Here is a 22,457-nt window from a genome sequence, read left to right as displayed (position 1 = left end):
ATTTGTGGACAACTCGGATTGCCGAGTTGCCCACAAGCCCCACCGGGCTCCACTGCGATGGATTCTCGCTGTCAAATTCCACACGAAACGACGAAGAACCATCGATTGGCGCATGCCAGCGCGCACGCATCGGCCAGAGCTGGCCGCGTAGGGCTGCCGTTGCGGGTCATTCCCGATCGCCTGCCATGCGGGTGGGCGGCACAATCGAGGCCGTGTCCAGAGCTACCCCATCACAGCCGAGCCGCGAAGAATTGCTGCGCATCATCGAGGCGCGCGATAGCGAGGTGGCACTGCTCAAGCTGATGGTCGACAAGCTCAAGTTGCAACTGCTGCGTCGCGTGCGCGCCGAGTTCGGCAGCTCCAGTGAACAGTGGGCGGCACAAATGCCTTTGATCGATGGCGGCGATGTAGCCATGACCTCCCGATCCAAGCTCGCATCGACACAGTCGCCAGCCAATGACGCGCAGATCGACCGCCGCCTTCCGGCGCATCTGCCGCGCGACGTCCAGGAACACCTGCCCCAGGTTAGCAACAGTCAGCACGACAGTGCGGGTCAGCCCTGCGGCTGCACGGCCTGCGGTGCCCGGCTGCGCAAGATCGGGCAAGACGTCTCCGAGCAGCTGGAGTACGTGCCCGCGCACTTCAAGGTGATCCGGCATGTACGGCCCAAGCTGGTCTGTGTGGCTTGCCAGACGATCTTCCAGGCCAGCGCACCGGTCCGCCCGATTGCGCGTGGTGTGGCCGGCGCCGGCCTGCTGGCCCATGTGCTGGTCTCCAAGTATTGCGACCACTTGCCCTTGTACCGTCAAAGCGGCATCTATGCCCGCAGCGGTGTTGAGCTGAACCGCTCCACGCTGGCCGGCTGGGTCGAGCAGGCCGATCAGTTGCTGGACCCGCTGGTGGCGGCGCTGGGGCGCTACACCTTGGCGGCGGCCAAGATCCACGCAGACGACACGCCGGTACCGGTGCTTGAGCCCGGACGGGGCAAGACCAAGACCGGGCGCTTGTGGGTGTACGTCAGAGACGACCGCCCGATCGGATCGAGCGATCCACCTGCAGCCTGGTACCAGTACACGCCGGACCGAAAGGGCGAACACTCACAGCGGCACCTGCGGCAATACCGGGGCATCCTTCAGGCTGACGCCTATGGCGGTTGGGGCAAGCTCTACGGATCAGGTCAGATCACCGAGGCCGCTTGCTGGGCCCATGCGCGCAGGCCCTGGTGGGATCTGTACCTCAGCAGCGGCCGCGACGAGACCTCCATCGCGGCGCAGGCCCTGCGGCGCATCGCCCAGCTGTATGCGATCGAGCGTGAGATCCGAGGGCAGCCACCAGAAGTGCGTCGAGTCCAACGCCAAGCGCGGGCGAGCCCGCTGCTGCAGGAGATGCACGCCTGGCTGAGCCAACTGCTGGGGCGGGTGTCGGCCAAATCGGCATTGGCACAAGCCATCGGCTACAGCCTCACTCGCTGGCAGGCCCTGACGCGCTATTGCGATGACGGCCGTATCGAGATGGACAACAACGCTGCCGAGCGGGCGCTGCGTGGGGTGGCCTTGGGACGGGGCAACTACCTGTTCATGGGCTCGGACGCTGGCGGCGGGCGCGCCGCCGCGATCTACAGCCTGGTGCAGACCGCCAAGCTCAATGGCCTGGATCCCGAGGCCTACCTGCGCGAGGTGCTCAGCCGTATTGCCGAGCACCCCATCAACCGCATCGACGAGCTGTTGCCCTGGAACCTGATGCAGTCAGGGGCCAACCGGGCACAGCAGCGCCGGGCAGCATGAGTGCACCTGGTCTCGACCCGCGGGTGCTGGATGCCCTGCAGAACGCCAGCAGCCTGGAGCTGTTCCAGCTGAGCACGCTGATCGAGCGACTGCTGGCCGATCCGCGGCGCATCATTGCCGTGCGCAAGGACATGCACCTGGGCCAGACAGTGCGCTTTGTGGACTGGCGCGATGGCAGCCTGCGCCAGGGCAAGGTCGTGGCCATGCGCGAGACACAGGTCACCTTGCAGGACTTGCAGGAACGCAAGGAATGGAAGCTGCCCTACGCCGCGATCGAACCGCCGCAGCCCGATCCTGCGGCGCATCCTCAAGCGGTGGCGCCTGAGCCGCCCGCTGCACCGCGACCAACGCGCAACGACTTCCGATGTGGAGAGAAGGTTGCCTTCGAGGACAAGTACCTGCAGACTGTGGTGGGCACCATCGTGCGCATCAACAGCCGCACTGCCACCATCGACCCCGGCGACGGCACCCACTGGCGCGTCGGCTTCGCCCTGCTGCGCCACGTCGTAGACGTTTGACTGCCTCCCGTCCTCCTCGTCAAGAGGGTGTTGAGGCGACGCTTACGAAGAAGGGATAGGTGGCCACGGCCATGCCCCAGTGCAATGCGGCAACCGGCACGTCAGCATGCGCCTTAAAAATTGCCGCACCGCGATCTGCGTAGTCCACCAATTCGGCGCGCGGCTCCAGCCACAGACGGTTCAACACGGCTTTGTTGCACAAACCAGCCCCATTGCACTGGTAACCTCGGCGCATGAATGAACCCCAAGGGCCTAATAAGACCCGCTACAAGACCACCAACTGGGCTGCGTACAACGCCGCACTCAAGGTCAGAGGGGCGCTGACGATCTGGCTGGACAAAGACATGCAGTGGTACGCACCTGCCAGTGGCAAACGAGGTCGCCAGCAGACGTTCACGGATGCGGCCATCCAGTTTTGCCTGAGCATCAAGTGCCTGTTTGGCTTGGCACTGCGCCAGAGCCTGGGACTGATTCAGAGCCTGCTGCGTCTGGCGGGGCTGAATTGGCGGGTTCCCGATTTCAGCACCATCAGTCGCCGTCAGAGGACGCTGCAGGTGCAGCTTCCTTACCAGCGCAGCGCCACAGCGCTGGATTTGCTGGTGGACAGTACGGGCATCAAGTTCCTGGGTGAAGGGGAATGGAAACGCAAGAAGCACGGAGCCGAATATCGGCGGCAATGGCGCAAGGTGCACCTGGGCATTGATGCCCACACGCTGGAGATTCGGGCCATTGAAGTCACAGACAACAGCGTGGGCGATGCCCCCATGCTGCCCGAACTGTTGGCCCAGATACCGCTCGATGAGCCGGTGGCAAGTGTCGGTGGGGATGGAGCCTACGACACAAAGGGGTGCCACGCGGCGATAGCGCAAAGAGGTGCGCAGGCGGTGATTCCCCCGCGCAAGAATGCAAGGCCTTGGAGACAAACGCTGGAGGGAGCGGGCGGGCGCAACGAAGCCCTGCGAGCTTGCCGTCAAAGGCCGACTGTTATTGCGATTTAAAAAATATAGCAAGCATGCGTAGACTGTTTTGCGGGAGTGTCAGAGATTGAGTACTTCAGTTCATATGCCGGTTGCCATTGTTGGCATGGCGTTTCGTTTTCCGGGTGACTTGGCGGATGAAGCCAGTCTGTGGTCTGCCCTCAAAGAGGGGCGGGATCTTGTGACGCAAGTCCCTGCCGAGAGGTGGGCTGTGCCAGAGCTTCAACATCCACGCAGGGCGGAACCCGGTCGAAGTGTCACTTTTTCTGCAGGGGTGTTATCGCGCATCGAAGAATTCGACGCTGGTTTTTTTGGCATTTCACCCCGTGAGGCTGCTTGGCTGGATCCTCAGCAACGGCTTCTCATGGAGTTGGCCTGGGAGGCCATGGAGAACTCGGGCATTGTCCCTTCCTCCTTGGCGGGGTCGGACTGCGCAGTCTATGTAGGCATTTCTGGGCTGGACTACGGTACGCGCGGTCTGGACGATATGTCCAGCATGACAGCGTATTCCATGACAGGGAACACGCTCAGCATTGCTGCCAACCGCCTTTCCTATGTATTTGATTTGCATGGGCCGTCGCTTGCAGTGGATACCGCTTGTTCGTCCTCGCTGGTGGCATTGCACCATGCCTGCAACAGTTTGCGTCATGGCGAATCCTCGGTGGCTCTGGTTGGTGGGGTCAATCTGCTGTTGCACCCCTATCCATTTGTAGGGTTCACCAAGGCGTCTATGCTTTCGGCGGGGGGGCGCTGCAAGCCCTTTGATGCGGCTGGTGATGGATATGTGCGCGCGGAGGGGGGCGCAGTCCTGGTGCTCAAGCCATTGGACAGGGCGCTGGCTGATGGGGACACGATTCAGGCGGTCATTCGTGCTTCAGGCGTCAATGCGGATGGGGCAAGAAAGACCGGCATTACCATTCCTAGCAGTGCGGGCCAGACGGAACTGATGCGCGAAGTGCTTTCTCGCAGCGGACTGGAGGCGGCGGATATCGACTTCATTGAAGCCCATGGCACAGGAACAGCTGTCGGAGATCCTGTCGAGGCACATGCGATTGGGCAAGTCTATGGGGTGGCGCGGTCCAATCCCCTCCCCATAGGCTCTGTCAAAGCCAACTTGGGGCACCTGGAGGCTGCTTCAGGCATGGCAGGACTGGTCAAGACAGTGTTGGCCCTGAAGAACAGGGCTTTGCCGCCTGCATTGCACCTTGCAAACCCTAATCCGAACATCCATTTTTCTGAACTGAACCTGGGGTTGGTTCGACACTACACGGCGCTTGAAAGATTACCTGGCAGGCCACTGGTTGCTGGCGTCAATTCGTTTGGCTTTGGCGGCGCCAATGCACACGTTCTGTTGCAAGAGCCAGAATCCGCCCCTGCGTCGGGCAGCACACTTCAGCCGCCTTCCAATGAGTGCTTGCCCCTGGTGCTGTCGGCACGTTCTGAGCCGGCATTGCGTGCACTTGCCGGCCGATACGCGGCAGCCTTGCGTGATCTTCCCACCGCTTTTTTGTACGACTTTGCCTACTCGGCGGCCTTTCGGCGCGAGCGACTTGAGAAACGAATTGCCTTGCATGTAAGCGACAGTCAAAAAGCCGCAGACATGCTTCAGGGTTTTGCCGAAGGGGCAAGCGTTCCTGGGCTGGCCCAGGAAGACGGGTTGGCCTCTGGCGGCGACTGCGTCGCTTTTGTGTATTCGGGAAATGGTGCCCAATGGGTTGGAATGGGACATGCGCTATTGCATGAATCGCCGCGCTTTGCCGCTCTCCTACGCCAGCTTGATCTGGCCATGCAACCATTGACGGGTTTTTCGTTGATCGAGGAACTGCAGGCAGCGCCGGAGCAGTCCAGGATGGCAGACACCACCGTGGGCCAACCGTTGTTGTTTGCCCTCCAGGTGGCCGTTACCACCTTACTAAAAGAGTCGGGGGTTAAACCGGCCGTATCTTTTGGGCATAGCGTGGGTGAGATAGCGGCAGCCTGGGCTTGTGGCGCCCTGAGTCTGAAGCAGTCAATAGAGGTTATCTGTGCCCGCAGCCAGGCCCAGGGAATGACCAGAGGGCAGGGGCGCATGGCTGCAGTTGGCCTGTCTGCTGCAAATGTGCAGCAGGTGCTCGACGATCTTGGTGGCGTGCTCGATATAGAAATTGCAGGCATTAATAGTCCGGGCAATGTCACCCTCTCGGGCAGTCTGGAAGATCTCTGCCAGCTCCAAAAAAGGGTAGTAGATCAAGGCGTTTTCTTTCGAATGCTGGATCTGGACTACGCTTTTCATAGTCACTACATGGATCCCATCGAAGAGCAGCTTGTCCAGCGGCTGGCGGGTATTGAGCCCACTTCTGCGGCAGAGGGTATGTTCGTATCTACCGTTACCGGCAACAAGCTGGACGGCAAGGCGCTGGATGCCCACTACTGGTGGCGTAATGTGCGCGAGCCGGTGCAGTTCGCGCAGGCGGTAGATGCAGCTGCTCAGGCAGGTTGTAGGGTTTTTGTCGAGATAGGCCCCCACGCCATTCTCCAGCGCTACATCACAGAGTCCTTGGCGCCAACCCAGGCACAGGGGCGTGTGCTCCCCACGCTCAAGCGGGGGGACGATGGAGCACTCAGGTTGAGAGATGTAGTGCTTCGGCTCCATCTGCTGGGGGCGCGAGATGACCTCAAGACACTCTTTGGCTATCCTGGAAAGCCGGTCCAGCTACCCAACTATCCATGGCAACGAGAGCGCCACTGGCATCCGCGCACCACGGAGGGCTTGCTGGGTTTTGAACAGCGGCGGGTTCACCCGTTGTTGGGATGGCGTCTGCCTGGCGCCGAGCTTTCGTGGGAAAACACCCTGGATCCAGCCACTCTGCCTTGGTTGGCAGATCACCAGGTTGGAGGTGTTGTGGTCTATCCCGGTGCCGCATATGCGGAGATGGCGCTGGCTGCAGCACATCAATGGTTCGGTAATGTGCATGCTGTAGTGGAGCAACTGGACATCGTTGCCCCCCTTGTATTTGACGAGGAGCATGGCCGTACGTTACGCATGACCATTCATGCGCGGGATGGCAGCTTTCATATCAAGAGTCGCCAACGCCTTAGCCAAGATGAATGGACAACGCATGCGGCCGGCCGACTGCTGCAGCCTACGCATCGCTTGCCTGTTTCTCGCATTGAAGCGGTTAAGGCGCCAGAACGCCAAGTGGATTGCTCGCAACATTACCAGTTGGCTGCTCTATTGGGACTGGCTTACGGCCCCAGTTTTCAAGGGCTGGTGAGTGCCCAGATGAGTCGGCATACCCTGCAGGCAAAACTGCAGTTGCCAGAGCATTTGACGCTGGACGGTTACTTATTGCATCCGGCGCTGCTGGATGTGTGCTTTCAAACACTGGTTGATTTTTTTGCTGAAGCCATACAGGCGGGTCAAGGCGTGGCGCTGTTGCCCGTCAAGGTGGGGCGTCTGGAACTGTTGGCTCCAGGCCCGGTGAGCTATTTGCGAGCCTGTTTGCAGCGTGGCGGCACCAGATCGGTGCTTGCCGACTTTGAGCTTTTCAGCGCTGAAGGCCGCCTGGTAGCTATTGCAAGCGGCTGTCGCTTCCGTGCCGCGCACATCAAGGGATCGGTAGACAACAAGGTGACGCGTTGGGGTGTCACACCATGGCTTACCCCACACCCGATGGAAGCAGCGACCTCACCGGTGCCTCCGCTCAGCCAGCTGGCAGAGCAGGCCAAAGTGATCCTGGAGCCCTATGCTCAGCAGCGGTCACTCTGGTTTAAAGAGACTCTGCCGCTGCTGGAGGCCTTAACCCTATCTTTCGGATATGAGGCCTGTCGCTCCTTGTCCGATCAAGAACGCTTGCACCAGCTTGTTGATACGCCACTGGGCCGCTGGTTGGCACAATTGCTGGAAGAAGAGGGGTTGTTGCAACAAGGGCAGAGCGGCTGGAGCCTTGCACTCGACGCTGAGTTGCCCGTATCGCAGGAGCTATGGCAAATGCTGATGCGTGACGCACCGGCCTGTTTGCCACAACTCACCTTGTTGGCGCGTGCTGGCTCCCAATGGCCAGCGCTGTTGCGAGGCGAAATGCAAGGCGCAGCATTGGCGCAAGAAATCGAACACTCGCCTATTGCTGAGCAGCTTTTTCACATAGACCCGGCTTATCTCGGTATGCGGCTTGCGCTGGAGCGGATGCTTCAGGAACTGGCGCAGGGCTGGCCCAAACAATGTCGGCTGCGGGTGTTGGAAATCTCGGTGGGCGTCACAGAGTTGCCCAAGGTATTGCTTGGCACAGTCTCACCGGATCGCCTCGACTATGTGCTTGCGCTCCCTGACGATGCCCTTCAGGCGCGTCATCAGGCGGAATACCAAGGTTGGTCCAACATGTATGTGGCCACTTACAGTGCGGCGGACATGGCTTTGGCTGAGGAGTCGCCGAGCCCAGACTTGTTTGACGTGATCGTTTTGCGGCACTGCTTGCACAGGGCCAGTAGCCCCCGGGCTGTGCTCGCAAAACTGCAAGGCAAACTCGCACCTGGCGGTCTGTTGCTGATTGCCGAGCGGTACTCCGACTGGAGCGCTTGTCTGACGGAAGGTTGTGACCCTGCGTGGTGGCGTGTGGCTGGGAGTCATTCGGACAAACCAGAGTCGCCACTGTTGCCTCCTTCTGCATGGCAGCAATTGTTGGGCCATCTGGGTTGGCAAGACTGTGTTGTCTTTCAGGAAAACGCTGCGCAAGAATTGGCAGAAGGTGCGTATCTTGTCCTGGCACAACAACCAGCGGCGCCGCACCTACTGTCCGAACAGCAGCAGGCATCCTGGCTGCTGCTCGTTGACAGCGCAAGTGCCGACTGGGCGGAAATGCTGGCCGCCCAATTGCTTGCCGTGGGTCAGTCTGTCACGGTCACCACCGAGCTCAATGCTGAGCAGAAGGCAGACCATGTGGTACACCTTCAGGGTTGGAGCGACAGTGTTTGCGATGCCCACCTCACCCTCACCCGATTGCTGCACACTGTTCAACACTTATCGGGCCATGGAGGCCAAACGAGCCGGTTGTGGGTGCTGACCCGTGGGGGTGTATTAGCGCAGCAAGACGATTCGCCTGTGGTGCCCAGCCCGGCTCAAGCTGCGGTATGGGGCATGGGTCGTGTCGTGATGAACGAGTGTCCGCAACTCTCCTGCACACTCATCGACTTGGCGGCAGATCTGGCGGAACTGCGTGAACGGGTGGTTAGCGAACTGTTGCGCCCTGACGGAGCCAACGAAATCATCCTGACTACACAGGCACGCCATACGCCCATGCTTCAAGAGCATGCTTCCGTCAGTGCTCCGGCAGGGACAGAGCCCAGGCTCACGGAACGTTTCCGCTTGGACTTTCAAGTGCCTGGTCAGCTGCGCAACCTGCTGTGGCTATCGCTGCCTGAACGCGAGATTGGCGCGCGAGAGGTGGAGGTGGAGACGCAAGCCACGGGTCTCAACTTTCGTGACGTGATGTACACCATGGGGTTGCTGCCTGACGAGGCTGTCGAAAACGGTTTTGCAGGCGCCAGCCTTGGGCTAGAGTTCTCTGGTCTGGTTACCAGAGTAGGGGCGCAGGTAAGGCATTTGCAGCCCGGAGATTCCGTCATGGGTTTTGGGTCGGCATGCTTTGCGAGCCATGTGATAACGCAAGCGGATGCCGTAGCGATCTTGCCCGCAGGGTGGTCATTCGAGGCCGCAGCAACTGTGCCGACCGTATTTCTTACCGTGTACTACGCGCTCAAACAACTGGCGGATCTTCAGCCCGGGGAACGCGTATTGATCCATGGCGCAGCTGGCGGTGTTGGCATCGCAGCCATTCAGTTGGCCAAGCATCTGGGCGCTGAGGTATTTGCCACTGCGGGTAGCGCAGAAAAGCGCAGCTTCGTGCAGTTGCTGGGTGCAGACCATGTCTTTGATTCGCGCAGCCTGCAATTTGCAGACGACATCTTGGAGTTAACTTCCAGGCAGGGTGTCGACGTTGTGCTCAACTCGCTCGCGGGCGAGGCCATGCGGCGCAGTTTGGCTGTGCTCAGGCCCTTCGGACGTTTTCTAGAACTGGGTAAACGGGACTTTTTTGAGAACACCCCAGTGGGGCTGCGCCCCTTCAAAGACAACATCAGCTACTTTGGGATTGATGCCGATCAACTCCTCAATGGGCGTCCTCAACTCGCGACAAACCTATTCCAGCAGGTGATGGAACTTTTTCATGCCCAGGTGCTGGTGCCGTTGCCATACCGTTCCTATGCGGCGGAGCATGTCGTTGATGCTTTCCGGGCCATGCAACAGGCCCGGCACATTGGGAAGATCGTGGTCACCATGGGTGGCAAGCGCCCTGATGTCCAGGCCCTTGGCAAGCCGCCAGTGCAAGTTCATCTTGGTTCTGGCACGTGGTTGGTCACCGGTGGTTTGTCCGGCTTTGGGCTTGCGTCGGCGCGTTGGCTGGCACAACGTGGTGTTGAGAGCCTGGTACTGGTAAGTCGGCGCGGTCTGCAAACTCCTGGGATAGACGAAGCAGTTAAGGCCTTGCAGGCCCAAGGCGTGCAGGTAGTGATCAAGGCTTGCGATATTGAGGACCCGCAAGCGGTTGCGCATCTGATCCAGAGCCTGGCTGATATTTGCCCGCCCATTCGGGGCGTGTTGCACGCCGCAGCACAGTTTGACGACCGATTACTCGCCCAGCTTGATGGTGACAGCATTGCCCGCGTAGTGGGTGCCAAGCTCGTGGGGGCATGGAACCTGCACCGAGAAACTCAGCATCTGCCGCTCACCCACTTCGTGCTCTATGCATCTATCACCACTGCCATTGGCAACCCTGGCCAGGCCAACTATGTGGCAGCCAATGCTGGGCTTGAAGGTTTGGCCGCGTTGCGGCGTCATATGGGCTTGCCCGCAACTTGCATAGCCTGGGGGCCAGTGGGTGACGCTGGCTATCTTGCACGCAATGAAGCCGTGAAAGACAGCTTGGCCCAACGCCTGGGGAGGCCTCCCATGTCTGCTCAACAGGCGCTGGATCAATTGGATGACATGTTGCAGCACAACGCTCCAGTCGTTATGGCTGCCAATTTCGATTGGTCAGCATTGGCACGCCTGTTGCCTTCATCGTCTGGCAGTCGTTTTACCGTTCTCAATCGTCACAGAAATGACAACGTTACCGGTCAAGACGCTACCGACTTCAGGGCGCAATTGGCAGGCAAGAGCGCTACAGAGACAGCAGCTCTGGTGCAAGCGCTGGTCACGCAACAAGTAGCCCAAACACTGTGTATTGCTCCCGAAAAAATTGCCCCTCAGGTCTCTTTGCACGAACTTGGCATGGACTCACTCATGGCGGTGGAGTTGGCACTGGGCTTGGAGCAGCGGTTTGGTATCCAGTTGCCTGCCATGATGCTCAATGACGCGCCCACAGTGCAAACGGTGGCCTCGCGCATCATCGACAAGCTTATTGGCGCCACCGACTCCAGCGCTGTTGACACAGAGCAAGCGCTGGTAGCCGATCTTGTGCAACAACACGGCGGTGGCATGACCCAAGAGCAAATACAAGAACTAACCATAGACGCGCAGGCATTGTCAGAAAACGGCGCACAACTGATCGAATGAGTAACAACAGCTTGGCGCAAAAAGCCAAAGACCAACTTATCCACCGCATTCTCGGAAAAAAAGGCACGGTGCATGGTGCTGCGGATGCCGTCAGCGCCTCGTTAGCAGCGCAAGCGGACCCGCATCCCCATGTGCCTGACGCATATACCCGGTTTGACCGCTTGCCTGGTTACCAAAAAATGCTGGTACCCAAAGCGGCAGCCAATCGTTTTGGTTTGACCAACCCCTTTTTCTGGGTGCATGAGGGAACAGCTGGTGCCACCACACGTATCAATGGGCGCGACTGCATCAACTTTTCCAGCTATAACTACCTGGGGCTTAACGGCCACCCTGCGGTGAGCCTGGCTGCTAAAGAGGCCATAGACCGCTATGGCACTACCGTATCTGCTAGTCGGTTGGTCGCAGGTGAGCGGCCCATACAGCGAGAACTTGAAGCTGCGTTGGCTGACTTGTACGGGGTAGAGGATTGCATTGTTTTCGTCAGTGGCCACGCCACCAATGTCAGCACCATTGGGTGCCTCTTTGGGCCCAAAGATCTGGTCATCCACGACAGCCTCATTCATAACAGCGTGCTGGAAGGCATCAAGCTCTCGGGCGCCGCGCGCCGATCCTTTCCGCACAATGACTTAGTGGCACTGGAAGCCATGCTTACCGACATCCGAGGGCAGTTTGAGCGCGTACTGATTGCCGTAGAAGGCCACTACAGCATGGATGGTGACACGCCAGATCTCACTCGTCTCGTAGCCATCAAACGCCGCCACAAAGCCTTCTTGATGGTGGATGAGGCGCACTCCCTCGGTGTTTTGGGTGCCACCGGCAAGGGGCTGCATGAACATATGGGTATGAGTGGTAAAGACGTGGATATCTGGATGGGAACCCTGTCAAAAACCCTGGCTGGTTGCGGCGGCTACATTGCTGGCGAAAGAGCTTTGGTCGAGCACCTGAAATATGCAGCCCCAGGCTTTGTCTACAGTGTAGGCATAGCCCCTGCATTGGCCGCCGCGTCTCTGGCTGCTCTGCAGATCATGCTAAAAGAGCCTCAACGTGTGAATCAGCTCCGTGAGAATACCCGGTTTTTCTTACAGCAAGCAAAAAAAAATGGCCTTCCCACAGGAAATTCAGAGGGCTATGCCATAGTGCCAATCATGAATGGCAGTTCCCTCAAAGCCGCAAAACTATCTGGGCAGCTGCTGGATGCTGGCATCAATGTTCAGCCAATTTTGTATCCTGCAGTAGAAGAAAAATCCGCAAGACTCCGATTTTTTATTAACTCGGAGCATAAGATTGAACATATTAACGCCGCTGTTCAAGTTTTAAGTCGTTTAATATAGAGCTTGTAAATTTTGAATCGGATGATTTGCAAACAATTTGAATATGATGATCTTAAATAAAAAAAACCGCTTATTTTTATTGGTAGTGATATTGCCAACGATATTGGCAATTATGTACTATGGTTTTATGGCGGCAGATGTATACATTAGTGAGTCGCGTTTCGTGGTGCGCAGTCCAGAGAGGCAGACCGCATCTCCCTTGGGGGTGTTGCTCAAGGGAACTGGATTTAGCCGATCATTGGATGATAGCTATACTATTCAAGATTACATTCTCTCACGCGATGCACTCACTGCGTTAGATGAAGAATACAATTTGCGCGCCTCATTCGGTCAAGGGGATTTCTTAAGTAGTTTCCCGGGGCTTGATTTTGATAAAAGCTTTGAGAACATGCATCGCTACTATCAAAAAGTAGTAAATGTTCAGTTTGACTCTGTAACAGCAATTGGCGCCTTGACAGTACGATCTTTTAATGCAGAGGATGCGCAAAAAATCAATGCATATCTGCTTGATAGAGCAGAGAAATTGGTAAATCAATTGAATGAGCGTGCGCGTCAAGATTTGATTGAATTTGCTGAAAAAGAAGTCGGCAAGGCTGAAGAAAGCGCAAAAAAAGCCTCGCTGGCATTAGCTGGCTACCGTAATCAAAAAGGTGTTATTGACCCCGAAAGGCAAACGGCTATTCCACTGCAGCAAATAGCAAAATTGCAAGATGAATTGATTGCCACGAAAGGTATGCTTTCGCAATTGCAAATAAATACAAAAGATAATCCTCAGATACCAATGCTTCAAAGGCGGATTAAAATCTTGCAAGAAGAAATTGAAAGCGAAAGTGAAAAAATTACCGGTGGTAGCAAATCTTTGGCCAGCAAGGCAGCAGAGTTTCAACGTTTGGCATTAGACAAAGAATTTGCGGATAAACAGCTTGCCAGCACCATGATGTCGTTGGAGCAGGCGCGTAATGAAGCACAGCGCCAGCAGCTCTATCTGGAGCGCATTGCACAGCCCAACTTGCCAGATTCTGCTTTGGAGCCCAGGCGTCTGCGTGCTATCGGAGCTGTATTCATTCTGGGGCTGATCGCATGGGGCGTGCTGACCATGTTGATTGCAGGCATCAAAGAGCACCAGGACTGAGTCAATGCGGCCTAACCACTCAGAGATTGCTCCACCAGAGACGGCCCTGTTGCGATCACTCGCTATCCAGTTGCGAGTGGTGCATGCACTATTCTTGCGCGAAGTGATTACCCGCTATGGCCGCCACGGTATTGGTGTGCTGTGGATTGTGGCTGAACCCATGCTTTTTACTTTGGGTGTGGCTGCTCTTTGGTATTTTGTAAAGGCAAATGCATATTCAAATATACCAATCGTTGCATTTGCCATAACTGGCTATTCTTCAGTTCTGATATGGCGAAATGCGGCTAACCGTTGTGCTAAAGCAATCGAACCCAATTTATCGCTGATGTATCACAGAAACGTCAAAGTCATTGATGTTTTTATTTCTAGGGTATTGTTGGAATGGGTTGGTGCTACGGCATCGATGGTATTGCTTACCTTATTTTTTGTCAGTGTTGGTGCTATGCAATGGCCGCATGATCCATGGCCGATTATTGCCGGATGGTTCTTGCTGGCATGGTTTTCTCTTGCCTTGGGGTTTGTTATTGGGGCTGTTTCAGAGCGGTCGGAGCTTATTGAAAGGACTTGGCATGTGGTTACATATTTGCTATTTCCGCTTTCAGGAGCCATGTTTATGGTTCACTGGCTTCCGCCTGCTGCTCAGAGTGTGGTGTTAAAAATCCCAATGGTGCATGGTGTTGAATTGATTCGGCAAGGATATTTTGGTGGTGTGGTTAGAACCTATGGTGACATAAGTTATTTTGCGGTGTGCAACTTATTTATTACGCTTATTGGACTGGCGTTGGTTCGAGATGCGGGAAGAAGGGTGCAGCCAGAATAATGATAATTTTGCATCGTATTACAAAATCGCATCAAACCCGTTCTGGAATTCATCATGTGCTCAATGGCCTAGATCTGACCATAGAACCAGGTGAAAAAATTGGAATTCTTGGTAGAAATGGCGCGGGCAAATCTACCCTGATCCGGATATTGGGAGGGGCTGAAAGTCCGACGACAGGTTGGATACACCGGGGGATGAGTATCTCTTGGCCGTTAGCATTCAGTGGCGGGTTTCAGGGGAGTTTGACGGGTCTTGATAATTTAAAATTTATATCGCGAGTCTATGGTGTTGACTATAGATTAAAGACTGATTATGTTTTAAATTTTTCAGAGCTGGGGAAGTTTTTCTATGAGCCAGTCAAAACCTATTCGGCAGGGATGCGCGCAAGACTGGCATTTGCACTTTCCATGGCTATCGAGTTTGACTGTTATCTGATTGATGAAACGCTTTCTGTAGGCGATAGTCGATTTCACAAAAAATGTGAGCATGAGCTTTTTGAGAGGCGTAAAGAACGGGCTATGGTTCTGGTCTCGCATCAAGCGGAAACTGTACGCGCGCACTGCAGTACTATTTATGTGTTGGAGAATGGTTTCATAAACAAATTTACCGACACTGAACAAGCCTATGAATACTACAATGAACAGCAAAATAAAAATCCTGCTTGATTTGAAGCCAGCGCTGGATGGTTATGCGGGAATACCACAAGAAACACGATTGTTGTTTCGGGGTCTGCGTTCTTTGGAGCGGTATGACGTAGAGGGTCTGATTCAGCATGGTGGTAGAAAATTAAGACCCGGCGTCAAGCCTCGCAAAAATGAAAGTGTATCCCGTAGAATAAATAAAGTATCTCGGGTCATCGTTTCCCTGTACGAAAAACCGTATAGAAATATCTACGAGGCTGTTTTGGATGCAGTAGATAGCTATGCACAGCGTAGCATTTTGCGCGCCAGAGCGGTATTTGGCCATACGCTCAAGCCAAGTATTTTTGAGTCCGCCCATTTCGACGATTTTGTTTGGCGAACATTTTTTGCCAAAACACTTGATGCCTCAGATAAAAAGCTGGTAACCGCCACAAATTTTAGAATTTTGGATGTGCCGCGAACCATGATGCACAAGGTTGGTATAGCGGGCATGAAGTACTCTTCCAGCCCTGCCTACATTAAGGTGGGCACTGGAGGGTATGATTTTTTTCTTGCGCAAACCCCATTTCCTGGGCGAGTTTCTGATAATACAAAATTGCTTGTGCGTTATCACGATGCAGTGCCGGTACTGATGCCGCACACTATCAACGATAAGGCTTTTCATCAGGCATCGCATTTTCAGGCTCTGCAGAGTAACGTTCGCTCTGGTGCCTGGTTTGTTTGCGTGTCTGAGGCGACTCGTAAAGACCTGCTGAAGATATTTCCCGAGGCGGAGCCGCGCTCTGCTGTAATACACAATATTGTTTCTTCTGATTACTTCAATGAGGAGTCGCCGAAGGGCTTGGTGCACCAAATTATCAGAAATCGCCTAAGCTCTGTTGAAGCGTTTGCATCGAGCGTGAAGCAAATAAATGTTGACCTCGAAAGTCAAATTAATGATGATTTTCAATATTTGCTCATGGTTTCGACGCTTGAGCCACGGAAAAATCATCTATTGCTGCTCAATACTTGGGAGCGGCTTAAATACACCACCATGCCCAAGCTCAAGCTTGTAGTGGTTGGTGGTACTGGTTGGGACAGTGGCCCTATCTTGCAGGCGTTTCGTCCTTGGGCAGAGCGCGGAGAGTTGTTTTATTTGAACGATGTTCATGCAGCAGAGCTGCGAATACTTTACAAACATGCGCGCGCTACCATTTGCCCATCTCTCGCAGAAGGGTTTGATTATTCTGGAGTGGAAGCCATGCGCAGTGGTGGGATTGTAATTGCTTCAGACATACCTGTGCACCGTGAGGTGTATGGAGGGGCCGCTGAATATTTCAATCCCTATTCTACGGAAGATGCGACGCTTGTAATGCAGCGTGTACTATCTGATGAAGGTGTAGCGATACGGAAGAATTTGCGCAATGCCTCTGTTGACGTTGGTGAAAGATATTTGCCAGAAAACATACTCCCGCAATGGGAGGCGTTGCTTGAGCACATTGGTGCGCAAAAATAACCGCCCCATATCAAAAAAATCTCAACATGAAAACGATCATCACCTGTGGACACCAGTATTCTGGTTATGAGTATGTGTTTGATATGCTCCTGGCGGCGGGGCTTCAGCCGCCCAAGCCCTCACGGCGGGAGGGTATCGAGATCGGCGTGTTTCACCAAAAAATACTTGCAGCCCACGACGTAGCTTCAAATATGCTTGCGCCGCAGCAGGCCTTGGAGCCCGGCAAAATGTGGCAAGAACTAGCTATAGATTTTTTCTTGGGGAATATGGAGAGCCCGCAATGGGGCTGGGCAGATGCGCGTAGTGCCTGGTTGTTTGATTTTTGGAAGGGCATGGATAAGCAAGTCTATTTTGTCCTTGTCTATGCATCGCCAGAATATATGCTGGATGAAATGGTTCATTCTGGCAGATATTCTGCTGAAGAGGTGATGCTCCACCTGCATTCGTACCAAACCTTCAACGCCCATATGCTGCATTTTTATGCACGCAATCCAGAGCGCTGTGTGTTGGTAGAGTTGAAAAGCCTGAAAGAACAACCAGGAAAGTTTATTGAAACTTTGCAAGCGCAGTGGCGGTTGGCACTTCGCTCGTCTGATACGGGCGCTTCATCGAGCCCGGCTGTTTCTGTGGCGACCGGTGCAGTTGCCCGCATGATTGCGCGCCAGTTGTTGCAACAGCATCCCCAATTGCATGCCATGTACGCAGAGCTGCAAAGTGCTGCTTCTTTGTCATCAGCCTGCCACGACGACGATGGTGAAGAGCCATTGGGGGCCAGCGTGCTGACAGACTACATGGCATTGCATCAGCGGCAAGCGAATGCCGCAACAGCACTTGCACAGCAAGCGACAGCAGAGCAACTCAAGGCAGACCTGCTAGAACTGCAGCGCAAGTTGGAGGGGGCACAGACCCAAGTGAGTGCCCTCTCTGCAGAGTTGGAGCGAGAGCGGGCCAAAGTTCCGGCGCGAAATGACAGCCAGCGTGAAGAGCTTGAGCAAGAAAACGAGCTGTTGCTACTGCAACTGCACCAAGTGCAAGAAGAGTTGGAAAACTACTTCTTGAAGCATCAGCAAGTTGCGCAAGAGCTCAAGGAGATCACTCGGCAACAGGAGGAAGAAAAAAACCAGGTCCCCTTGGCCCACGCCTACTGGACACGCCTCCACCCTGCCGAAGTGCTGATTGACCTGCGCGAGCCAATCCGTGGCAGCAACTGGTACGAGCCTGAGCTGGACGGAAGCTGGGCCGGCCCTGGCCAAACCAGCGCCATCCATATGCCAGCGCTGCGCAAAGGTAAGTACGACATGCTGATCGATGTGGTGGACGCCATGGATGCCACCATCATCGAAGGCTTGAATGCCAGCCTTGCAGGCCATCCGTTAGAGCTGAAGAAAGAAATTCACGATCGGTCTGCGGTGCTGCGCGCAAAAGTTGACACCAACCAACTGCCGCCACAACACGAGTGGACGCTGCAAATCGAGTTTCCGGCTGTCATATCCCCCGCGAGTCATGGCTCTGACGACACCCGCCAACTGGCGGTGCGCGTCAAAACCATCAAGTTCAAGGCGGTGAACTGACCCATGCCCGATATGCACCAAACCCTCCAGACACTGCACATGCTGCTGCCCGCACAAGGGCTGCTGCACATAGGCGCAGGTCTGCCCAACCCAGGAGCCTGGTATGAGCAATGGGGCTTGCCCACGATCGATTGGATTGACACCAACGAGCAGCGCCACCACCTGCTGGCCAAACATGCCCTGCACCAAGTGGGGGAAGGGCACCGGCAAAGCCACCATGCCTTGCTGGGCGCAGACTGCGCGCAGGCGCAGTATTACGTGCTGTCTAATCCGCAAGAAAGCGGCCTGATAGACGCCGCAGCACTGACCGCCTTGTGGCCCAACCTCACCACCAGCAGTGCAGTCGTATTGCAGCAGTCCTCGCTGGATACATTTGCCGTCCAAAACCTACCGCACCACGCCAAGGTCAACTGGCTTTACATTGATTGCCTGCCCGCACTGCGCATTGTGCAAGGCGCCAACAAGCAATTGCAGCACACCGATGTCATCGTTGCCCGCACCGTTGTGGCGCCGCTGGCAGCCACGCACCCGCTGAACGGCCTAGGCGCAACGCTCGGTGAGCTGTCGGCCCACCTCCAGCCGCTGGGTTACCGCCTGTTAACCACCTACGAAGAGCGCAACCCCGCTTTGGCCACCGCCATTTACGTGCGCGACTATGTTCAGGCTTTGCACTCCACCCGCGCCGAGCTACAAGCCCAGCTTCAGCAAGTGCAAGCTGCCCATGTCGAAATGCTGCAAAAACAAGAGCAGCTAGCGCAAGCCCACAAGGCGTTAGAGGCCGATTTGGTCAAAACCACCCAGGGACGCGACGCAGAAGCCCAAGCCAAGGCCGAGCTTCAAACCCAGCTTCGGCAAGCGCAAGCTACCCATGCCGAAATGCTGCAAAAACAAGAGCAGCTAGCGCAAGCCCACAAGGCGTTAGAGGCCGATTTGGTCAAAACCACCCAGGGACGCGACACAGAAGCCCAAGCCAAGGCCGAGCTTCAAACCCAGCTTCGGCAAGCGCAAGCTACCCATGCCGAAATGCTGCAAAAACAAGAGCAGCTAGCGCAAGCCCACAAGGCGTTAGAGGCCGATTTGGTCAAAACCACCCAGGGACGCGACGCAGAAGCCCAAGCCAAGGCCGAGCTTCAAACCCAGCTTCGGCAAGCGCAAGCTACCCATGCCGAAATGCTGCAAAAACAAGAGCAGCTAGCGCAAGCCCACAAGGCGTTAGAGGCCGATTTGGTCAAAACCACCAAGGGGCGCGATGCCGAAGCCCAAGCCAAGGCCGAGCTACAAACCCAGCTTCAGCAAGTGCAAGCTGCCCATGCCGAACTGCTCCAAAAACAAGAGCAGCTAGCACAAACCCACAAAGCGCTAGAGGTCAGTCTTGTAAAGAAAACTAACGAAGCAACACAGCTCGAACATCGCTTTCAAAAACTCCAAGCCGAACACCAGGAAACCACCCACCGCCAGCAATTGATGGACGAAGAGCTGCTCAAAGCCGAAACCCAGATAGAACTCATCAAAGACCTGCTGCTGCGCGAACAGGCCGAGCTATCCGCCACCCCGCAAGCCCCCGCACCATGACAGCCACGGCGTCAAACACCCTCCACCCCGTCATCCTGTGCGGCGGCTCTGGCACCCGGCTGTGGCCGCTGTCGCGCAACAGTTACCCCAAGCAACTGCTGCCGCTCACAGGCCAGCACACCCTGCTGCAATACACCGCCCAGCGCGCCGCAGCACTGCACAACAGCATCGGCGAGCCAGTGGCAGCGCCCATCGTCATTACCAACGAAGACCACCGCTTCTTGGTTCGGCAGCAACTGCACGCCATAGGCCACACCCCGGCCACTACCTACCTGGAACCCACGGGCCGCAACACCGCCCCGGCCATCGCTTTGGCAGCACTGCACCTGGTCCACGGCACGGCCCACACACCTGCCAACCCCGCCGCACTGATGTTGGTGCTGCCCGCAGACCACGCCATCAGCAACCAAGACGCCTTTGCCACTGCCGTGGCCACCGCCGCGCAAGCCGCCGCAGCAGGGCATCTGGTCACCTTTGGTATTGCGCCCACAGGGCCGGAAACTGGCTATGGCTACATTCAGGCCGGTGCCCCCCTGGCTGCAACCCCTGGTGCCCACGCCGTGGCCCGCTTTGTAGAAAAGCCCGACCGCGCCACCGCCCAAGGCTTCATCGACGAAGGCGGCTACTGCTGGAACAGCGGTATGTTCCTTTTCACCGCAGGGCGCTACCTGCAAGAGCTGCAACAGCATCGCCCCGACATCCTGCAAGCCGCCACCGCCGCCTGGCAAGGCCGCACGCAAGATGCCGACTTTTGCCGGCCCGACGCAGCCGCCTTTGCCGCTTGCCCGGCAGAATCGATTGACTACGCCGTCATGCAGCCCACCCGCCACGCCGCCGTGGTGCCCGTCAGCATGGGCTGGAGCGACGTGGGCTCGTGGGACAGTCTGTGGCACATTTCCCCCAAAGACGACCACGGCAACGCCCTGCAGGGTGATGTGTTTGCCCACGGCACGCGCAACAGCTACGTGCGCGCCGAAAGCCGGCTGGTGGCCGTGGTGGGCCTGAGCGACGTAGTGGTGGTAGAAACGCCCGACGCCGTGCTGGTGATGCACAAAGACAAGGCGCAAGACATCAAACAAGCCATCACCCACTTTGCCCGACACCAGCGCAAAGAACAGGTGGAGCACCGCCGCGTGCACCGCCCCTGGGGCTGGTATGAGGGCATCGACGCGGGCGAGCGCTTTCAGGTCAAACGCATCATGGTGGAGCCGGGCGCCAAACTGTCGCTGCAAATGCACCATCACCGTGCCGAGCACTGGGTGGTGGTGAGCGGCACCGCCAAAGTCACCATCGATGGCCAAGAAACGCTGCTGGCCGAAAACCAATCCACCTACATCCCCCTGGGCCACACGCACCGCCTGGAAAACCCCGGCAAGCTGCCCCTGCATTTGATTGAAGTGCAGAGTGGCAGCTACCTGGGCGAAGACGACATCGTGCGGTTTGAAGACCACTACGGGCGCCCGCATTGACCAGCCAATGGGCTGCTTTCTACCCACATGACCCATCAAGACCCCACCGCATTGCCCACGGCTACCGATACCGCTTCTCTGCTAGAGCAGGCCAACACCCAATGGCAGACCGGCGACTGGCCTAGCCTGGCCAAATTGCAGCGCGACACCCTGCAACACCACCCCGACCGCGCCCACCTGGCACTGCTGGCTGCTGCAGGGCGGCTGCAAATGGGCAAAGACGCGGAGGCCAAATCCTTTATTCGCCTGGCCCAAGAGTGGGGTGCCAGCAAACAGCACATTGGCCAGATGCTGATTGCCGGCTTGCATAACAGCATCGGCCGGGCTGCTGCCATAGGAAACCAGGAGCAACGTGCTCTGCAGCATTTTGAAAATGCCATCCTGATTGGTACACCAAGTAGTGAGGCCAAGCTACTTACTCAGGCACGTGCTGGCGAGCAACTACGCCAATTAAAGGCTTCAGAAAAAAAACAGCTAAATCTAGAAAAAGATAATACGTTAGAAAATAACTACTGTATTAAGCTTGGTTATAAATCAAGAACTGAATATGTTCACTACGACGATCTTGAGGAAGAGGATGAGTGGCAGCTAGAGGTGTATCTTCGAGCCTACGGATTAATAAAGAGAAATGAGTGGAAGACTGTTGCTGATATTGGCTGTGGATCGGCGTACAAACTAATTAAGTATCTTGGAGATTTTGAAACTATTGGATACGAGCTTTCGGTAAACGTGGAAAAATTGATAGAGCGTTATCCAGGAAGGGACTGGAGAGTATCTGATTTAAGTAGTGAGGAAGAGATAAAAGCGGACCTAATTATTTGCTCGGATGTAATTGAACATCTTGTTGATCCAGATGTTCTTATGACATATCTTTCAAGGCAGCATTTTAAATTGCTTATTTTATCAACCCCTGAAAGAGATATATGTCGCGGAGTCAATGATTTTGGGCCTCCAAAAAACCCAGCACATCAAAGGGAATGGAACTTTGATGAATTTGGGCAGTATGTATCAAGGTTTTTTAAAATAAACGAGCATGTCATAACAAACAATGAGCAGGGAACCCAAATGGTGATATGTAATCGCAAGGTTGCATAATGTTAAGAGGCGGTTTAAATGGTGAGCGAGAAGAATGCCACTGAAGAATTTCCAATTAATCAACCCCGTGGCATTGGAAATCTTGCACCAAACCCATTGTGCAGGGCATTGATGTTGGCGCGAAAGAAAGATATATTCATCTCTCTGGGCGCGATATTCAATTCAGTACATTACGTGCGGCAAACTTATCTCGGGGGGGGGAGGGGGGGGGGCACGAAACGCGTACCCTGAAGCTGACATCTCGCTCAACGAGAAGTCACAGAAGCGACAAATTGGTGTTCGGCGGATTCAAGTATGAGCTGCAACATGGTTTAACGATGCGTGAAACATCTCGAGGAGTATCTTGAGTCTCAGCCGCACTTGCGCTCAACGATTGTCCTGATGGCTCGTACAAATGACGGTAACTAGCGTTGTACGTGGTCATGATGCCTAGACATCCTTATCCACCTATCACAGGGTTCATC

At 55.7% G+C, this 22,457-nt stretch carries 13 protein-coding genes and 1 pseudogene; 13 read left to right on the top strand and 1 reads right to left on the bottom strand.

The genetic code is table 11. The features are described 5' to 3' along the window. Positions 1-212: 212 nt before the first annotated feature. Positions 213-1,784 carry an IS66 family transposase gene (locus BV908_RS08815; protein WP_103737934.1) on the top strand — a complete coding sequence of 524 codons (1,572 nt, stop codon included), beginning with the start codon at positions 213-215 and terminating at the stop codon, positions 1,782-1,784. After that, positions 1,781-2,302 carry a hypothetical protein gene (locus BV908_RS08810; RefSeq protein ID WP_103737873.1) on the top strand — a complete coding sequence of 174 codons (522 nt, stop codon included), beginning with the start codon at positions 1,781-1,783 and terminating at the stop codon, positions 2,300-2,302. The genes BV908_RS08815 and BV908_RS08810 overlap by 4 nt, the downstream gene beginning before the upstream one ends. 19 nt (positions 2,303-2,321) lie before the next feature. On the opposite strand, the gene BV908_RS08805 is transcribed toward BV908_RS08810, so the two are convergent. Next, on the bottom strand, positions 2,322-2,489 hold the full coding sequence (locus BV908_RS08805; protein WP_172751362.1) for a hypothetical protein: 168 nt from the start codon (positions 2,487-2,489) through the stop codon (positions 2,322-2,324). 46 nt (positions 2,490-2,535) lie between these two features. Here BV908_RS08805 and BV908_RS08800 point away from each other — a divergent pair. The 11 genes and pseudogenes from BV908_RS08800 to BV908_RS22115 all read left to right on the top strand — a co-directional run. Continuing rightward, a pseudogene (locus tag BV908_RS08800) lies at positions 2,536-3,276 on the top strand (IS5-like element ISAte1 family transposase); the annotation flags it as partial. Between the two features lie 88 nt (positions 3,277-3,364). Next, a complete protein-coding gene (locus tag BV908_RS08795) occupies positions 3,365-10,867 on the top strand; it encodes a type I polyketide synthase (protein ID WP_103737871.1) in 7,503 nt (2,500 codons plus the stop codon). Then, on the top strand, positions 10,864-12,198 hold the full coding sequence (locus tag BV908_RS08790) for an aminotransferase class I/II-fold pyridoxal phosphate-dependent enzyme (protein WP_103737870.1): 1,335 nt from the start codon (positions 10,864-10,866) through the stop codon (positions 12,196-12,198). The genes BV908_RS08795 and BV908_RS08790 overlap by 4 nt, the downstream gene beginning before the upstream one ends. A 43-nt stretch (positions 12,199-12,241) precedes the next feature. After that, positions 12,242-13,330 (top strand): hypothetical protein, encoded by a 1,089-nt coding sequence (locus tag BV908_RS08785; protein WP_103737869.1) that lies wholly within the window; start codon positions 12,242-12,244, stop codon positions 13,328-13,330. 4 nt (positions 13,331-13,334) lie between these two features. Continuing rightward, positions 13,335-14,150: an ABC transporter permease gene (locus tag BV908_RS08780; RefSeq protein WP_103737868.1), complete on the top strand. Its 816-nt coding sequence runs from the start codon at positions 13,335-13,337 to the stop codon at positions 14,148-14,150. Next, positions 14,150-14,815 (top strand): ATP-binding cassette domain-containing protein, encoded by a 666-nt coding sequence (locus tag BV908_RS08775; RefSeq protein WP_103737867.1) that lies wholly within the window; start codon positions 14,150-14,152, stop codon positions 14,813-14,815. The genes BV908_RS08780 and BV908_RS08775 overlap by 1 nt, the downstream gene beginning before the upstream one ends. Further along, on the top strand, positions 14,775-16,286 hold the full coding sequence (locus BV908_RS08770) for a glycosyltransferase family 1 protein (RefSeq protein ID WP_103737866.1): 1,512 nt from the start codon (positions 14,775-14,777) through the stop codon (positions 16,284-16,286). The genes BV908_RS08775 and BV908_RS08770 overlap by 41 nt, the downstream gene beginning before the upstream one ends. Positions 16,287-16,312: 26 nt before the next feature. After that, a complete protein-coding gene (locus BV908_RS08765; RefSeq protein WP_103737865.1) occupies positions 16,313-17,857 on the top strand; it encodes a hypothetical protein in 1,545 nt (514 codons plus the stop codon). 3 nt (positions 17,858-17,860) lie between these two features. Then, positions 17,861-19,429: a hypothetical protein gene (locus tag BV908_RS08760; protein WP_103737864.1), complete on the top strand. Its 1,569-nt coding sequence runs from the start codon at positions 17,861-17,863 to the stop codon at positions 19,427-19,429. Beyond that, entirely contained in the window at positions 19,426-20,898 is a 1,473-nt protein-coding gene (locus BV908_RS08755) for a mannose-1-phosphate guanylyltransferase/mannose-6-phosphate isomerase (protein WP_103737863.1), read from the top strand. Before BV908_RS08760 ends, BV908_RS08755 begins: the two co-directional genes overlap by 4 nt. A 27-nt stretch (positions 20,899-20,925) precedes the next feature. Next, positions 20,926-21,993, top strand: coding sequence for a methyltransferase domain-containing protein (locus BV908_RS22115; RefSeq protein ID WP_146052226.1), 1,068 nt, complete (start codon positions 20,926-20,928; stop codon positions 21,991-21,993). Positions 21,994-22,457 lie beyond the last annotated feature (464 nt).

This window comes from Diaphorobacter sp. LR2014-1, assembly GCF_002916785.1.
GTDB classification, from domain to species: Bacteria; Pseudomonadota; Gammaproteobacteria; order Burkholderiales; family Burkholderiaceae_C; genus Diaphorobacter; species Diaphorobacter nitroreducens.
This window is presented reverse-complemented; position numbering and strand designations above follow the sequence as displayed.

Coding starts and splice junctions, on each gene's coding strand:
- BV908_RS08810 (WP_103737873.1), top strand. CDS start 1,781: ATGAGTGCACCTGGTCTCGACCCGCGGGTGCTGGATGCCCTGCAGAAC.
- BV908_RS08795 (WP_103737871.1), top strand. CDS start 3,365: ATGCCGGTTGCCATTGTTGGCATGGCGTTTCGTTTTCCGGGTGACTTG.
- BV908_RS08790 (WP_103737870.1), top strand. CDS start 10,864: ATGAGTAACAACAGCTTGGCGCAAAAAGCCAAAGACCAACTTATCCAC.
- BV908_RS08785 (WP_103737869.1), top strand. CDS start 12,242: ATGATGATCTTAAATAAAAAAAACCGCTTATTTTTATTGGTAGTGATA.
- BV908_RS08780 (WP_103737868.1), top strand. CDS start 13,335: ATGCGGCCTAACCACTCAGAGATTGCTCCACCAGAGACGGCCCTGTTG.
- BV908_RS08775 (WP_103737867.1), top strand. CDS start 14,150: ATGATAATTTTGCATCGTATTACAAAATCGCATCAAACCCGTTCTGGA.
- BV908_RS08770 (WP_103737866.1), top strand. CDS start 14,775: ATGAATACTACAATGAACAGCAAAATAAAAATCCTGCTTGATTTGAAG.
- BV908_RS08765 (WP_103737865.1), top strand. CDS start 16,313: ATGAAAACGATCATCACCTGTGGACACCAGTATTCTGGTTATGAGTAT.
- BV908_RS08760 (WP_103737864.1), top strand. CDS start 17,861: ATGCCCGATATGCACCAAACCCTCCAGACACTGCACATGCTGCTGCCC.
- BV908_RS08755 (WP_103737863.1), top strand. CDS start 19,426: ATGACAGCCACGGCGTCAAACACCCTCCACCCCGTCATCCTGTGCGGC.
- BV908_RS22115 (WP_146052226.1), top strand. CDS start 20,926: ATGACCCATCAAGACCCCACCGCATTGCCCACGGCTACCGATACCGCT.